Origin of the sequence: Mesobacillus foraminis (assembly GCF_004340465.1) — a bacterium.
Classification (GTDB): domain Bacteria; phylum Bacillota; class Bacilli; order Bacillales; family Cytobacillaceae; genus Mesobacillus_B; species Mesobacillus_B foraminis.
Genome location: NZ_SLVV01000011.1, coordinates 236,222 through 249,981 on the forward strand (window position 1 = coordinate 236,222; position 13,760 = coordinate 249,981).

At 44.6% G+C, this 13,760-nt stretch carries 17 protein-coding genes; 8 read left to right on the forward strand and 9 right to left on the reverse strand.

Going from position 1 to position 13,760, the window contains the following annotated elements:
• Window positions 1–61: 61 nt before the first annotated feature.
• The 4 genes from EV146_RS20580 to EV146_RS20595 form a co-directional block, all read right to left on the reverse strand.
• Entirely contained in the window at window positions 62–796 is a 735-nt protein-coding gene (locus EV146_RS20580; RefSeq protein WP_132010261.1) for an exonuclease domain-containing protein, read from the reverse strand.
• A complete protein-coding gene (locus EV146_RS20585; RefSeq protein WP_132010263.1) occupies window positions 783–1,772 on the reverse strand; it encodes a DUF294 nucleotidyltransferase-like domain-containing protein in 990 nt (329 codons plus the stop codon). The genes EV146_RS20580 and EV146_RS20585 overlap by 14 nt, the downstream gene beginning before the upstream one ends.
• Before the next feature lie 87 nt (window positions 1,773–1,859).
• Window positions 1,860–3,173 carry an ammonium transporter gene (locus EV146_RS20590; RefSeq protein WP_132010362.1) on the reverse strand — a complete coding sequence of 438 codons (1,314 nt, stop codon included), beginning with the start codon at window positions 3,171–3,173 and terminating at the stop codon, window positions 1,860–1,862.
• Between the two features lie 181 nt (window positions 3,174–3,354).
• Window positions 3,355–3,678 (reverse strand): MerR family transcriptional regulator, encoded by a 324-nt coding sequence (locus EV146_RS20595; RefSeq protein WP_121609915.1) that lies wholly within the window; start codon window positions 3,676–3,678, stop codon window positions 3,355–3,357.
• Between the two features lie 264 nt (window positions 3,679–3,942).
• Here EV146_RS20595 and EV146_RS20600 point away from each other — a divergent pair, with 264 nt between their 5' ends.
• On the forward strand, window positions 3,943–4,251 hold the full coding sequence (locus EV146_RS20600) for a MerR family transcriptional regulator (RefSeq protein ID WP_132010265.1): 309 nt from the start codon (window positions 3,943–3,945) through the stop codon (window positions 4,249–4,251).
• Between the two features lie 65 nt (window positions 4,252–4,316).
• On the opposite strand, the gene EV146_RS27195 is transcribed toward EV146_RS20600, so the two are convergent.
• Both EV146_RS27195 and EV146_RS27670 read right to left on the reverse strand, forming a co-directional pair.
• Entirely contained in the window at window positions 4,317–4,478 is a 162-nt protein-coding gene (locus tag EV146_RS27195; protein ID WP_158287158.1) for a hypothetical protein, read from the reverse strand.
• 123 nt (window positions 4,479–4,601) lie between these two features.
• Entirely contained in the window at window positions 4,602–4,778 is a 177-nt protein-coding gene (locus EV146_RS27670; RefSeq protein ID WP_162990130.1) for a hypothetical protein, read from the reverse strand.
• 67 nt (window positions 4,779–4,845) lie between these two features.
• On the opposite strand from EV146_RS27670, the gene EV146_RS27675 reads away from it, so the two are divergent.
• Window positions 4,846–4,998 carry a hypothetical protein gene (locus EV146_RS27675; protein ID WP_199232698.1) on the forward strand — a complete coding sequence of 51 codons (153 nt, stop codon included), beginning with the start codon at window positions 4,846–4,848 and terminating at the stop codon, window positions 4,996–4,998.
• Here the strand turns inward: EV146_RS27675 and trhA are convergent.
• The gene (gene trhA / locus EV146_RS20605; protein WP_132010267.1) at window positions 4,991–5,638 is read right to left on the reverse strand and encodes a PAQR family membrane homeostasis protein TrhA; all 648 of its coding nucleotides are present in this window, start codon (window positions 5,636–5,638) and stop codon (window positions 4,991–4,993) included. The genes EV146_RS27675 and trhA overlap by 8 nt on opposite strands.
• Window positions 5,639–5,780: 142 nt before the next feature.
• Here trhA and EV146_RS20610 point away from each other — a divergent pair, with 142 nt between their 5' ends.
• The gene (locus EV146_RS20610) at window positions 5,781–6,389 is read left to right on the forward strand and encodes a DUF1836 domain-containing protein (protein ID WP_132010269.1); all 609 of its coding nucleotides are present in this window, start codon (window positions 5,781–5,783) and stop codon (window positions 6,387–6,389) included.
• A 17-nt stretch (window positions 6,390–6,406) separates the two neighbouring features.
• Here EV146_RS20610 and nagE read toward each other — a convergent pair whose 3' ends face one another.
• Window positions 6,407–7,774, reverse strand: a complete 1,368-nt coding sequence (nagE, locus tag EV146_RS20615; protein ID WP_132010271.1) for an N-acetylglucosamine-specific PTS transporter subunit IIBC — start codon at window positions 7,772–7,774, stop codon at window positions 6,407–6,409.
• A gap of 239 nt (window positions 7,775–8,013) precedes the next feature.
• Between nagE and nagA the strand changes: the two genes are divergently transcribed.
• The 5 genes from nagA (at window position 8,014) to EV146_RS20640 (ending at window position 11,824) form a co-directional block, all read left to right on the forward strand.
• Window positions 8,014–9,219, forward strand: a complete 1,206-nt coding sequence (gene nagA / locus EV146_RS20620; RefSeq protein WP_132010273.1) for an N-acetylglucosamine-6-phosphate deacetylase — start codon at window positions 8,014–8,016, stop codon at window positions 9,217–9,219.
• Window positions 9,216–9,944 (forward strand): glucosamine-6-phosphate deaminase, encoded by a 729-nt coding sequence (gene nagB, locus EV146_RS20625; RefSeq protein WP_132010275.1) that lies wholly within the window; start codon window positions 9,216–9,218, stop codon window positions 9,942–9,944. The genes nagA and nagB overlap by 4 nt, the downstream gene beginning before the upstream one ends.
• 90 nt (window positions 9,945–10,034) lie before the next feature.
• Window positions 10,035–10,757 (forward strand): GntR family transcriptional regulator, encoded by a 723-nt coding sequence (locus tag EV146_RS20630; protein ID WP_121609908.1) that lies wholly within the window; start codon window positions 10,035–10,037, stop codon window positions 10,755–10,757.
• Window positions 10,758–10,796: 39 nt separating this feature from the next.
• Window positions 10,797–11,543: an SIS domain-containing protein gene (locus tag EV146_RS20635; RefSeq protein WP_132010277.1), complete on the forward strand. Its 747-nt coding sequence runs from the start codon at window positions 10,797–10,799 to the stop codon at window positions 11,541–11,543.
• A gap of 50 nt (window positions 11,544–11,593) precedes the next feature.
• Window positions 11,594–11,824, forward strand: coding sequence for an excisionase family DNA-binding protein (locus EV146_RS20640; RefSeq protein WP_132010279.1), 231 nt, complete (start codon window positions 11,594–11,596; stop codon window positions 11,822–11,824).
• A 120-nt stretch (window positions 11,825–11,944) separates the two neighbouring features.
• Here the strand turns inward: EV146_RS20640 and EV146_RS20645 are convergent, their stop codons facing one another.
• The gene (locus EV146_RS20645; protein ID WP_132010281.1) at window positions 11,945–13,597 is read right to left on the reverse strand and encodes a PAS domain-containing sensor histidine kinase; all 1,653 of its coding nucleotides are present in this window, start codon (window positions 13,595–13,597) and stop codon (window positions 11,945–11,947) included.
• Between the last annotated feature and the right edge of the window lie 163 nt (window positions 13,598–13,760).

Sequence of the window (13,760 nt, forward strand, 5' to 3'; positions counted from 1 at the left end):
GGTCAGGCACGCGTTGGTGGTGTGATGCACTGCCGCTTCGCCGAATGAATAAAATAAGATCCTATCTTAAGGTGGCGAGGTGGGCGTATACTTCCTGGAGGGTTTTGAAGCCTGCTGCCTGGGCTCTTTCAAGGTATATACCCCAGACCTTGGCTGTCATTAAGGCGTCCCCAAGGGCATTGTGGCGGTTTTCAATGTTCACCCCGCAATCCTCGCATATAATTTCCAGGGGCAGTGACTCTGCTGAAGGATCAAAAAGCCTTGTTAAAAAGGAAGTGTCGATAATCCTGTGATTGAATTTGGTACGGGTATGCTCCCAGGTGGCTTTTTGCATAAAATCCAGTTCATGCTTGGCATGATGGGCGATAAGGATAGAGCTGGAGGCGAACTTAAAGAACCTTATAAGGACATCGGCAATATCCGGGGCAACCGAAAGCTGGCTGTCTTCAATCCCGGTCAGCTCAGAAATAGTTGGAGGCAGGGGGGAATCCGAGCGGATAAGAGAATAGAAGGTTTCCTGCTCGATCAAGCTGCTGCCTTTCATTTTCACTGCACCAATTGAAATGATCCGGTCCCCTCTTTCCGGATGGAACCCCGTTGTTTCGATGTCAAAAACAACCACTTCCAGCTTGTCGAGCGGGCAGTCCAGATCACTCTTTTGCCTGACTTCCTTTTCGAGCTGGCGTAAAAATGAAATGCTCTGCGGGTTTGTCTGTCCATGAACCCCAGCGAGCACATTCGAACCAATCCTGCCGCCCATTCCCCTAAAAAATCGAATAAAATCATTCACGCCCATCGCGATCTTCCTTTTCAACCAGTTTCCTTACATACTCATAAAGATGGATGCCGTCCCTCAGCCCTTCTTTCAAAACTTTTCTCTGCTGTTTGGTTAATCTGTCCACTGCCAGATAATGCCCAGATTCATAGTCACTGTGATTGCTGAATAGCAATCGATAGTTTTGCAGATTGATAAAGCTGTCTCTAAGTTTATCCCGTTCCCGGCGAGGCAGAAGTGAATCAGGCAGCTCTTCCAGCCTTTGAATGGTGGACGTTTCGAGGATTTTTTCATGAATTGCCAAAAGCCTTGCGCCATTTACATACGGAAATAACGCAGTATCCTTGATATTAAGCATTCCCGTATAGGGCCCATGTGTCTCGACGAGGAATTGGCCAAGTACGCCAACCCCTTTCCGGACATGCATCGTGTTTTGGAGGATGCGGACGATCAGCTTGCCCTGATGAATCGTCTCATAGGCCCTAAGCTTTAGTCGGGTGATAAAGGAAGATTCACCATGCAGGGTCCTGCCATCAAGGAAGGTGAGCAGATAGCGGATTGATTCCCAGGAAGCATCCAAAACCCATTCTTTCAGCTGCTTTTCCCATTCCTCCAGAGAACGGCACCACATCGGGTTGCTTGCCATTACGTTTCCCTCGCACTTTTTATACCCTGTCTGTAAAAGCCCTTCTGAAATCTCATTTCCCAGCTTTAGAAAATAGTGCTTTGTTTGTACCGGACCTCCTTCGTAAATGATGCCATGATCCTGGTCGCTCCAGATGCCTTGTTCCCGGCGGCCGGCGCTCCCCATTACAAAGAAAGAAAACGGTGATGGGGGAGGCCCTGATTCCTCCTTGATCCGGTCGAGCGCCGCAGCAACCGTTTGTCTGATGATTTGGTCGTGGAACAGATTTAAGCTTGCTGCGCTGGACGAAACATGGCGAATCTCCCGGTCCCGGGATTTCCTTATTTGTTCATATGTGACGAGACTTGCCATGCTGACTCACTCCCCGTGTGTAAATAGCATTTCCCCTTGAACAGAACGTCCAAGGGGAAATCTCTTTTATTTAATCCCGCTTAATAGTTAAGCATTGACCGGCTTGCTGTCGGCCGGTACAGTTCCGGCCTTAATTGACTTGTCAGCAGTCGGATTCATCTCGGATTGAAGCAGCTCAGGATATCCATAAGATCCATGCTCACTGATATCAAGACCCATGATTTCTTCTTCCTCCGTGACGCGCAGTCCTTTCATGGACGCTTTCATTATGGCTAAAACAACGAATGATACGATGAATGCAAATGCTCCGCAAGCTACAACTCCCAGTGCCTGAACACCGAGCTGTTCAAAACCGCCGCCGTAGAAGAGACCAGGCTTCCCAACAGAAGCAAGTTCCGGTGTTGCAAAGAAACCAGTGGATAAGGTTCCCCAGACTCCTGCAGCACCGTGGACGGACAAGGCAAAGATTGGATCGTCAATTTTACGGGCCTCAAAGAAACGAATGCTGTAGAATACGAGAATGCCAGCGATGAATCCGATTACCACCGATGCCCATACATCAACGAAGGCACAGGAGGCAGTGATGGCAACCAATCCTGCCAGAGCACCGTTCAGCATCATGGAAACATCCGCTTTCCCCATTACAACCCAGGAAATAATCATCGCAGCGATGGTACCTGCTGCTGCGGCCAAATTCGTGTTCACTGCTACAAATCCAAAGAATCCATCGTCAACAGCTACTGTGCTGCCTGCATTGAAACCGAACCAGCCAACCCATAAAAGCAGGACACTTAGTGCGGTGTAAACCTGGTTATGACCATAAAGATTATTGGCGGAGCCATCTTTATTGTATTTCCCAATCCTGGGCTTTAGAAGAATCGTAGCTGCCAGTGCAGCCATCGCTCCAGTCAAGTGAACAACTGTTGAACCGGCAAAGTCCTGCTTTCCATGTTCAGCCAGCCAGCCTCCGCCCCAGATCCAGTGGGCAATAGGCGGGTAGATCAATACGGAAAATAAAACCGAGAATACTAGATAAACAGACATTTTTGCTCTTTCAGCAAATCCGCCGAAGGCAATCGTGATCGAAATGCCTGCGAATGCTGTCTGGAATAAGAAAAATACTGCTCCAGAGAGTGATAAACCCTCTATATCATAACCTGAATAGAAAAAGTTTGATAAACCAATTAATGAATTACCTTCCCCAAAGATGAGCCCATATCCGACTGCCCAGAAGACAATGGAGGAAATTCCGAAGGTAAGAATCGTTTTGCCAGCAATATGGCCGGCGTTTTTCATCCTTGTGGACCCGGTCTCCAGCAGGATGAAGCCCCCAATCATTAAGATTACTAGAACCGCAGATATCATAACCCAAAGACTGTTCATTAAAAATAAAGTATCCATCATTTCGCCCCTTCCAAATTCTTTGTTCTGGTTTCTAACTTGTAATTGTATTTTCGCATCGTACAGAGTGGAATTCTATAAGTTTGTTAGAAAACCTAACATAGATTTTGGTGGATTTCGTAAATGAAATTCTAAAGACCTGCCTGAAGGAAATCTTGGAGCATAATCCGGCTGAACAATCCTAGATTCTCCTCATGCCAAACTGTGCGTTCAGCTGGCCCTGGATCATCTTCTTGCGAAGTTTTGCATCCGCGGCCTTCTTTTCCTTCATCATTTCCTGGCGTATTTCGAACGTCTGAACACCGTCTTCAATCTTCTCGGCAATATCCATCAGCAGCTCAATATCGGCGAAAGAATATTTTCTGCTCCCACCGTTTGTTCTTTCCGGAAAAATGAGCTTCCTTTCTTCATAGTAACGTATTTGCCTTTCTGTTAAACCGGTGAGTTCCCTCACAATCCCAATGGTAATTACCTTCTTATCCTTGTAGGAAGCCTCCTTTGACACCGATCATCACCTCATTATTGATTTGTTAATATATATTACAATCTACGTTAAATTATCTCACATAGTGCTGGATTAGACTATAAAAAATTGTAAATTTTCAGTTAAAACTAAATTCCTGTTATTTCCTTTTGCGGTGCTTCGGAAATTATCTGAAACAAAATAGTGTCAGAAACTCTTCCAAGGAAGTTGTGAAAAGTACCAAATATTAGATAATCACATTACAGGTATCGCTTCTCTAAAAAGCTAAGAAGCAAGGAGGGAAAAATGACATCTTATAAAGAAAAAAAGGTGATATCCATTGGAATTGTCAGTGAACTGACCGGTCTTTCGTTAAGAAAGATCCGCTATTATGAGGAACGGGGGTTAATTACACCAGAACGGATCGGGAATGGGGGGAGCCGGAGATATTCGTTTGCGGATGTGGAAACCTTAATGAAAATCGCCGAAAAAAGGGAAGAAGGAGTTCAAACCTCGGAAATTAAAAAGGAACTAGTAAAGGAAAGAAATCAAAAACAAGTGCGCAACCAAATGATCCGTGGTCAGATCAATGCCCACTTCAACATAAGGAAATAAAGGATGACGTGAATCGTAAATGCAAAACCGCCGGGAATGAATCCTGGCGGTTTTGTACTGGTAGGTTATTTATTGAGTGAAGTTTCTTTCTTGAAGAGCTCCTGAAGTTCAGTCAGGGAAAGGTGGGAGATATCGTAGGAGGAATTTTGGTACAGTTTCAGCTTGAGAATTTTGTCTATATAATGCTTCCTTGCTTTTTCAATGCCCTCGCGCAAAAGGTTTGACATTTCCTTCATCTCCTTTCTGCTAGAGTATTAAAACTTCATTCAGTAAATGGGGTGAACTTTTACAGGGCTCCCATCATCATCAGAAAGGAGCCTCCTGAACACCTTCACAGGCTGTTTATCTGGTCAAGCTTGAGGCTGCGGACTCCTTTCTGTCGGAGATTTTGGCCGATTTTGCACAGCCCTCAGGAATTCATGGGTCCTGCTGCCAAAGGTTTTCAGCAATTCCTCATATAATTCGTCCCGCAACAAGTCGAGCTGTATAATTCTTTCTGCCAATTGGAGTTCCCTGCCGTTTTTCATTTCTGCTTGCCACCCTTTTCCATCATATTTTTTTGCTGGGAAGAAGTGCTGGGTCAAGTAATGGTTTTTGTTATTTTTTATAAGAGTACTGGAAGTGCTGCTGGAAGTCAGCATTGTTGGAATGATATCTGACGATGTTTTTGCGAGGATTGGAAAAGGGATGAAAAACGCTTTAGCCCCTACTTCAAAAATAGAGGCCATAATAAAAAGAATCAGATGACAAACAGGTAAACACACAGGAAATGGGCGAGGCTTCCGAGCATGATAAAAATATGAAAAATTTCATGGAAGCCCATATATTTGGTTTTCAGGAATTTTGGTTTACATCCATAGATCAAGCCTCCAACCGTGTAAAAAATCCCCCCGGCCACCAAAAGCCAGAAACCCGGGGCGGGCACACTGCTAGCAAGGGGGCCGGCAGCAAAGATAATCAGCCACCCCATAGCAATATAAAGAGCAGTTGAAATCCATCGGGGGCATTCAAACCAGACCATCTTAAATACGACACCCGATATAGCGGCAGCCATGACAATGGAGAATAATATCCAGCCCGTAAGCCCTTTAAGGCTGATTAAGCAGAAAGGGGCGTACGTACCAGCGATTAAGACATAGATCATCGAGTGGTCAAGGCGCCGTAAAAATGCAATGACCGCATCCCTTGCGATCACCATATGATAAGTCGCCGAGGCACTGTATAAAAGGATCATGCTGATTCCGAAAATGGCGACTGCCCCTGTCGCAAGAGGAGATGCGGATTCAACCGCAGATTTTAAAATCATCAGGATCAATCCGATAAGGGCCAAAATAGCACCTGATAAATGGGTCAGTCCATTAATGGGCTCACGAATACGCTGGATCATGTAAAACGACTCCTTTAACTCTTTAATGTAGTTTTTTATACTACGTGTTATTATATACGCGTAATGACACATAGTCAAATGTTTACCTTTGGTGTGAATGAAGATATAATGGACTAAAATAAGGACAAAAGCGAGGCAGGACATGAACGAATTAGATGAGCTTTTAGCAAAACTGGAATTGGACCAGAACATTCAGCTGGAGGATATTCCGGGTATCGATTTATATATGGATCAAGTGATTCAGCTGTTTGAAAATAAGTTCAAGGGTACGAAACGATCGGAAGGCGACAAAATCCTTACGAAGACAATGATCAATAATTATGCAAAAGGCAAGCTGTTCTTTCCTGTGAAAAATAAAAAATACTCTAAGGAGCACATCATTCTGATTTCATTAATCTACCATCTAAAAGGGGCGCTCTCGATCGGTGACATCAAATCGATACTGGGAGGGATCAATGAAAAAACAGACGAGGAAAACTTTGATCTTGAGCAGTTTTATAAGAGTTATCTTCATCTTTATGAAAAGGGGGCTGAAGATTTTAAAAGAAACGTTGAGGAAATGGAAAGAGCTGTTCATGCTGAGCTTTCCGACGCAGAAGGTTATTCCGCAGACCTAAAAAAAGTCATGCTGATTCTGTCCCTTGCCAATATCTCCAATTTATACCGAAGGGCGGCTGAACAGCTGACAGACAGCCTTCCCGGATTGTCCGGTCAAGAAGACGGGAACACAAAAAAAACCGGCCAGAAATGAGCCGGTTTTCGTTTTAATTATAATTTTTTCATTTCGTCTGCGACAAATTCTACCTCTGTGCCAACAATGACCTGGAGATTCGTTTTGCTCATTTTCATGATGCCCTTTGCACCGTGTGTTTTAAGGGCTCCTTCGTCGACTTTATCCATATCTTTGATTTGCAGACGGAGTCGGGTCGCGCAGTTGTCGATGGTTGTAATATTTTCCTTTCCGCCAAGGTCATTCATAAATTGTGCAGCCATGCTGGAATATTTATTTTCTCCTTTTACCGCTGTTTCATCTTGTGCTGCCTCAGGGTCATCATCTTCACGGCCGGGTGTCTTCATATTAAAAGCCCGGATCATTGTATAAAAGATGAAAAAGTAAACAGCACCAAAGATCAGTCCTATGAGCAAAAGAAGCAGAGGTTTTTCAGCAATCCCAAAGTTCAGCAGGTAATCCATGGCACCTGCAGAAAAAGTGAACCCGTCCCTGATTCCAAGGGCAGTTGTAATCCACATTGACACGCCTGTCAATAATGCATGGACTCCATACAAGAGCGGCGCGATGAACATAAATGAAAATTCAATTGGTTCCGTGATCCCGGTAAGGAAAGAGGTAAGGGCAAGGCTGGAAAACATGCCGGCCACTGCTTTTCGTCTGCCAGGTTTAGCGGCAGCAATCATGGCAAGTGTAGCTGCAGGCAAGCCGAACATCATAATTGGGAAGAAACCAGTCATATAAGCGCCGGCTGTCGGGTCGCCTGCAAAGAAACGGGCGATATCCCCGGCCTTTCCAGCATACTCTCCAAATTGAAACCAGAATAGGCTGTTTAGCACATGATGCAAACCTAAAGGAATCAGGAGCCGGTTAAATAAGCCAAATAAACCAGCGCCAACCGCCCCGAGGTCGATAAGCCAGTTTCCTAAACTGTCAATTGCCTCCTGGATTGGCGGCCAGGCAAAGCCTGCAATAAACGCGATGATGACCATCGCCAAAGAAGTTACAATTGGGACAAAACGCCGGCCGCTGAAAAATCCCAGCCATTCCGGAAGCTTGATATTGTGGAAACGGTTATATAATAAACCTGCAACAATTCCGGCGATAATCCCGCCGAGAACCCCCATGTTAATGTCTTCATTTAAAGCCTTTGCCCCTTCTGTCAACACCAGGTACCCAATGGCCCCGGATAAGGCAGCTGCACCATTGCTGTCCTTTGAAAAACCAATGGCGACTCCGATGGCAAAGATTAAGGCCAGGTTGGCAAAAACAGCATTACCTGCACTTGCAATAAAGGGGATATCCAATAAATCCGGCTGGCCAAAACGCAGCAATAAGCCTGCTGCAGGCAGTACGGCTATGGGAAGCATTAACGCTTTGCCAATTCGCTGCAGAAATCCAAGCATAATAATCACTCCTAATTTTATAAAAGATGAAAGCGTATACCTACAGTTTCAAATCTTATCAGCTATATGTTTAGTTGTCTATACCATTTTCAAAACTTATTTAGTAATTTTTTTAAAAAACGAGCATGTTATAATTATAATCGTTACTGAAGGGAATGCATTTGTGTTAATCTACTGGTATAGACAACTGTACTTCGTAGGTGATATTATGTAATCGACTGAAAAGGGAGGAAAGACGGATGAATAACCAAAACCCTACTAGAATGTTGCTCAAAAACATCCAAATATATGCTGAGAATATGATTATTGAAAATGGGTTTATTAAAATAGAAGGCGAAAAAATAGTGGAACTTGGGGAGATGGCTCAACTTCGAAATGGCGAAACCTATCTGGAAGTTGACATCCCACCCGCTCATAAAGCGATACCAGGCTTGATTGATGTCCATATACATGGAGTTGCCGGTGCCGACACGATGGATGCCACTCCGGAAGCTCTTGAAACAATGGCGAAAGCGCTCCCTTGCGAAGGAACAACCAGCTTCCTGGCAACGACGATCACACAAGGGAAAACGGAAATCGAAAAGGCTCTGGAGAATGCGGCCGAATATATCAATCATTCGCAGGCCTCCGGAAAAGCGGAGATACTTGGAGTCCATCTGGAGGGCCCATTTGTCAATGAAAAAAGGGCCGGGGCGCAGCCTGTTGAGCATATGGTGAAGCCAGACACGGACTTATTTAATAAGTGGCAGGAGCTCTCGCAAAAAAATATCAAGCTAGTGACCCTGGCGCCTGAAATCCCGGGGGGACTGGAATTAGTGAAGCATCTTCGCGACAGTGGAGTTGTTGCTTCGATCGGACATTCCGATGCCTCTTTTGAGGAAGTAAAGGAGGCAGCCGAAGCAGGTGCAACTCAGGTAACCCATCTTTATAACCAGATGAGAGGGTTCCATCACCGTGAGCCAGGAGTAGTCGGGGCAGCCTTCCTGCTGGATGAATTAATGGCGGAAATCATTGTAGACGGTATCCATACAAGGCCGGAAGCGGTGAAGGTAGCCTTCAAACAGAAGGGGTCTGAAGGGTTAATCCTCATTACAGATTCTATGCGGGCAAAATGCCTCAAGAATGGGGTATATGATCTGGGCGGCCAGGATGTAACGGTTGAGGATGGAAAAGCCGTTCTTAGAGATGGGACCCTGGCAGGGAGTATTTTAAAGCTGGGCGATGGGGTAAAGAACATCATGGCGTATACAGGCTGCGGGCTGGAAGAAGCAATTGAAATGACTTCGGGGAATCCGGCGAAGCAGCTGAATGTGTATGACCGAAAAGGGAGCATTGCACCCGGGAAAGATGGAGATCTCGTCATCCTTGATGAAGAGCACAATATTTACCTTACGCTTTGTAAAGGGAAAATCGCTTATAGAAAGGCAGGAGAGAACGCCAGATGAATATAAAGATTGTAAAAGATTATCAGGAAATGAGCAGGAAAGCAGCAGAGTATATTGCTGAAAAAGTTCAGAGGTTTCCCTTCATTAAATTGGGTCTTGCCACCGGCGGCACCCCTGAGGGAACTTACAAAAAGTTGATTGAGAACCATCGGAACTCCAGGACATCTTATCGCGATGTGACCACTTTCAATCTGGATGAATATATTGGACTTTCGGGAAATCATCCAAACAGTTACCGTTTTTATATGAAGGATCACCTTTTCGATCACATTAATATTGTACCCGCCAACACCCACATTCCAAAAGGCGATGCAGGCGACAGCGAGGAAGAATGCGAAAGGTATGAAAAGCTTCTTGCCGAAAATGGAGGAATCGATCTGCAAATTCTGGGAATCGGAAAAAATGGGCATATAGGCTTTAATGAGCCTGGCACTTCTTTTCAGTCAAAAACTCATGTCGTCCCCCTGACTTCATCGACAAGGGAAGCAAATGCTCGTTATTTCAACAGTATGGAAGAGGTTCCGTCTCATGCAATTACAATGGGCATCGGAACGATTATGAAAAGCAGGGAAATTCTTTTGCTTGTCTCAGGAGAGGCTAAAAAAGATGCTTTTACAAAACTGATGAATAGCGAGCCGGATGAAAGCTTTCCGGCATCGGTTTTATTGCGGCATCCCAATGTAACGATCATTGCAGATGAAGCAGCGGCCTCAGGGTTAAAATAATGATTTTACTCATAGGACTTCCGGGATGTTTGCTATAATAAGTGTAGTTTATTTCCTAAAGAGACCCCTTAAAAGAGGAGCCGTTTTATCATGATCAATAAGAACTCCCCGATTCCAATCTATTATCAACTGGAAGAAGCAATAAAAGACAGGATTGAAAAGGGAGAGCTTAAACCAGGTGAAGCTCTCCCTTCTGAAAGAGAGTATGCGGAAATGTATAACATCAGCAGGATGACGGTCAGGCAAGCCATTACACAGCTGGTAAACAGCGGTTATATTTACAGGCTTCAGGGGAAAGGAACTTTTGTTGCGGAAAGGAAAATTGAGCAGCCTCTCACCGGCTTGACCAGTTTTACCGAAGATATGGAAGCAAGAGGATTAACCCCCGCCAGCCAGTTTATCAGCTTCAGCATTATCCCCGCCAGTCAGGCGATTGCTTCGCAGCTTTCCATCCAGGAATACGGGCCTGTCTACGAAATGAAGAGAGTGCGTCTGGCTGACGATGTCCCCATGGCTTTAGAAACAACCTATATATCTGCCAATCTTGTTAAAGGTTTGACGGAAGAAATCGCCAGCCGTTCTTTCTATGCCTATATCGAAGAACATCTAAAGCTGAAGATCGGCCATGCATCCCAGCAAATCGAGGCAGCTTCCGCAGACTCTGCCGAAGCACTGCATTTAAAGATAAAAAAAGGCTCGCCTATCTTATTGATTCAAAGGAACACTTTCTTAGAAGGGGATGTGCCGCTCGAAGTCGTTAAATCTGTCTATCGGGCCGACCGCTATAAATTTATGATTAATATGAAACGCTAGGCCACTGCGTTCTTCCCACAATAAGTAAAGGGGCTTGCCATGATCCATTCATACTTTCATCAATTAAAAGAACTGCTGGATATTGTAGAAGAAAAAGAAAAAACTGCGATTGGAGAAGCTTCCTTAAAAATCTCTGATTGTATTCAATCGGGCGGAATCATCCATGTATTTGGATGCGGACATTCTCATCTGCTGGGTGAAGAGCTCTTTTACAGGGCCGGGGGACTGGTACCTGTGAGTCCTTTATTTGTAGAGGATTTGATGCTGCATAAAGGAGCGCTAAGGTCTTCAAGGCTTGAGCAGGAAAATAATTATGCCGACAGTTTTATGAAGGATGCCGACATTCGCCCGGAGGATGTAGTCATTGTTGCCTCAAACTCCGGCAGGAACCCCGTTCCCATTGATGCAGCTTTACTGTCGAAGGAAAAGGGTGCCTTTGTCATTGGAGTTACTTCATTGGACTATGTCGGCAAACAATCATCCAGGCACAAGGATGGCCTTTTTTTATACGAAGCCGTTGATTTGGCCATTAACAACCATATTCCTGCGGGGGATGCGCTGATGACAGATGAAAGAGTCGATGTCTCATTTGGACCGGGTTCAACCATCATTGGCGTTTCGATTGTCAATGCAATCATGGCGGAAACCGTGAAGCTTCTGGCAGACCGCAAGATTGACCCTCCCATTTTCAAAAGCGGGAACATGGATGGGGCAGAAGAACACAACCGCAGGCTCATTCAGAAATACCAGAACCGGATTCCACTTCTGGGGTCTGACCCCCTTTAGCGGTTTAATGTAATGGGGTATGCTGGAGGTCCTGCAAAAGGATGGAGTTTATGTATTTAACAGTAAAGGAAACAGCACAGTATTTGTCACTGCCGGAACAGCAGGTTGTCAGCCTGGTCAGGCAGAACCGAATCCGGGCAATCCATGATGGTGAACAATACCTTATCTATAAGGAACAATTTAATGCCCACCTCAAACAAGTGGAAAAGTATAAGAAGCTGATTGAAGAAGTGCTGAGTGAACCAATCCCCGAAGATATAGACGTGAAGGATGAGGACTAGCTCATAAGGTGTAAAACAAAAACCCATTCCGGCACGGAATGGGTTTTTCATTTCGTTCAGTCTCTTCACTGACGCTAAAAATGGTGGAAAGTTCGAAACATATAGAGCAGGAACTAGATCTTAACGGTCTTTTCCCCGCTTGTGGTTGTTGCTCATCGGCAATTCAACCAATACTTCTGTTCCCTGATTTGCAAGGCTGTTGAACCTGATATCCCCATTATGGGATTGAACTATTTTAAAGGAGACAGTAAGGCCAAGCCCCGTGCCTTTTTCCTTTGAGGAATAAAATGGTTCTCCAAGCCTTTTGAGGAATTCGTCCGATATGCCGCATCCATTGTCTTTTACTTTTACAACCACACTTTCTTCATTTGACAGCTCAATTGAAATTAAGACAGTATCCCCGCTGGCAGAGGCTTCAATCGCGTTCTTTATCAGATTGATGAATAATTGCTTGAGCTGGTTCGGCTCACATTCAATTTCAAGCTTTTTGTCCAGAAACTCAAAGTCAATTTGGATATTGTGAAGGCTTGCCTCTGTTTTTAACAGGGAAATTACATCGTACAGAATCGTTTGGATATCAGCCTTTTTATATTGAAGCCGCTGTGGTTTTGCCAATAGGAGGAGTTCCCCGACAATATGGTTGATCCTGTTTAGTTCATCGAGCATGATCTGGTAGTAGCTTTGATGCTTTTCATCCTCCATTTTTAAAAGCTGGACAAAGCCCTTGAGCGAGGTGAGGGGATTCCGGATTTCATGGGCAACACTTGCGGAAAGCTCCCCGACTACAGAAAGTTTCTCTGTTCTTCTCAGGCGTTCTTCGGTTTCCCTGATCTGGGTAATATCTTTCGCATACCCGACAATCCCGGCAATTTTGCCATTGATGATCATGGGCACGGACGCACAATTCAGGACAATTTTATTCCCGGCTTTATTGGTAACCTCCAGCTCAAAAGTCTTGGGCTGCTTTTCGGAGATGACCGAGGAAATGATGTTCGAAATTTCTGTCCTGCTCCTGCGAGGCAGTATATCTTTAATATGCTGTCCGATGGTTTCCTCCACGCTAAACCCTGTTATATTTTCATACTGGGGATTTAGATTGGTAATGAATCCATCGATATCAATCATGTAAACAATGTCCGGGTTATATTCAAACAGCGATTTGTAGCGTTGTTCGCTTTCCTCCAGGAGGTTCTTGACATGCTTTTGGTCGGTAATATCCCTGCCGATTACCACAAGTCCCTTTCTGCCCCCATCCGGGTGGAAGAGCGGGACCTTCAATGTATCAAAGGTTTTAGTTGAGCCATCCGGAATTAATACTTCTTCCTCAATCCGGGAAATGACCCCCTTTTGCCAGGTTTCCTCATCCGAAATCTCACAGTATCTCAGAGCATCTCCGTAAAATTCCGTATACTCCGCAAGCTCTGAATCCTTTTTCCCGCGATAGTCGACATTTTCAAGCTGGAACAGTTTAAGTCCAAATTTATTGGCTTCGATCCATCTACCATCGCCATCCTTGAAGTTCACAAAGTCCACCATGGAATTGATCAAGGTGGATAAGCGCTTTTCCTCCTCTTTGGCTGTATCAAGCTCCTCTGACTTCATTACGTAAAAGAAAAAGAAACAGCCCGTTACAACCACATAGAAAGCCTCTTTGCCATGGTTGAATAGATTGTAATAGGAGGGGGAAATAAATTCTTCAATTAGATAATTTGTCCCAAATATCCATAAAAAACTAACAAACACGAAGGTCAGCAGCGATTTCAGTTTTTTCATATAGTTAATGGCTCCGTTCCCTATATACTCTATAAAACAGGGGACATTCCCCTGAAGTTCTCTATTATTCCAAGTAATAATAGTAGCATAGTTTAACAGGGAGTTGATAGAAAAAAACTGGAAAAGCCATGTAAAATGAAGAAGGTCCTCTCAGCTGCGAAAA

Excerpts from the sequence above, each read along its gene's own strand:
- EV146_RS20630 (WP_121609908.1), top strand. The coding sequence starts at position 10,035 with ATGATCAATAAGAACTCCCCGATTCCAATCTATTATCAACTGGAAGAA.
- EV146_RS20590 (WP_132010362.1), bottom strand. The coding sequence starts at position 3,173 with ATGGATACTTTATTTTTAATGAACAGTCTTTGGGTTATGATATCTGCG.
- EV146_RS20600 (WP_132010265.1), top strand. The coding sequence starts at position 3,943 with ATGACATCTTATAAAGAAAAAAAGGTGATATCCATTGGAATTGTCAGT.
- EV146_RS20585 (WP_132010263.1), bottom strand. The coding sequence starts at position 1,772 with ATGGCAAGTCTCGTCACATATGAACAAATAAGGAAATCCCGGGACCGG.
- EV146_RS20635 (WP_132010277.1), top strand. The coding sequence starts at position 10,797 with ATGATCCATTCATACTTTCATCAATTAAAAGAACTGCTGGATATTGTA.
- nagB (WP_132010275.1), top strand. The coding sequence starts at position 9,216 with ATGAATATAAAGATTGTAAAAGATTATCAGGAAATGAGCAGGAAAGCA.
- trhA (WP_132010267.1), bottom strand. The coding sequence starts at position 5,638 with ATGATCCAGCGTATTCGTGAGCCCATTAATGGACTGACCCATTTATCA.
- EV146_RS20645 (WP_132010281.1), bottom strand. The coding sequence starts at position 13,597 with ATGAAAAAACTGAAATCGCTGCTGACCTTCGTGTTTGTTAGTTTTTTA.
- EV146_RS20580 (WP_132010261.1), bottom strand. The coding sequence starts at position 796 with ATGGGCGTGAATGATTTTATTCGATTTTTTAGGGGAATGGGCGGCAGG.
- EV146_RS27670 (WP_162990130.1), bottom strand. The coding sequence starts at position 4,778 with ATGAAAAACGGCAGGGAACTCCAATTGGCAGAAAGAATTATACAGCTC.
- EV146_RS27195 (WP_158287158.1), bottom strand. The coding sequence starts at position 4,478 with ATGTCAAACCTTTTGCGCGAGGGCATTGAAAAAGCAAGGAAGCATTAT.
- EV146_RS20610 (WP_132010269.1), top strand. The coding sequence starts at position 5,781 with ATGAACGAATTAGATGAGCTTTTAGCAAAACTGGAATTGGACCAGAAC.
- EV146_RS20640 (WP_132010279.1), top strand. The coding sequence starts at position 11,594 with ATGTATTTAACAGTAAAGGAAACAGCACAGTATTTGTCACTGCCGGAA.
- nagE (WP_132010271.1), bottom strand. The coding sequence starts at position 7,774 with ATGCTTGGATTTCTGCAGCGAATTGGCAAAGCGTTAATGCTTCCCATA.
- nagA (WP_132010273.1), top strand. The coding sequence starts at position 8,014 with ATGAATAACCAAAACCCTACTAGAATGTTGCTCAAAAACATCCAAATA.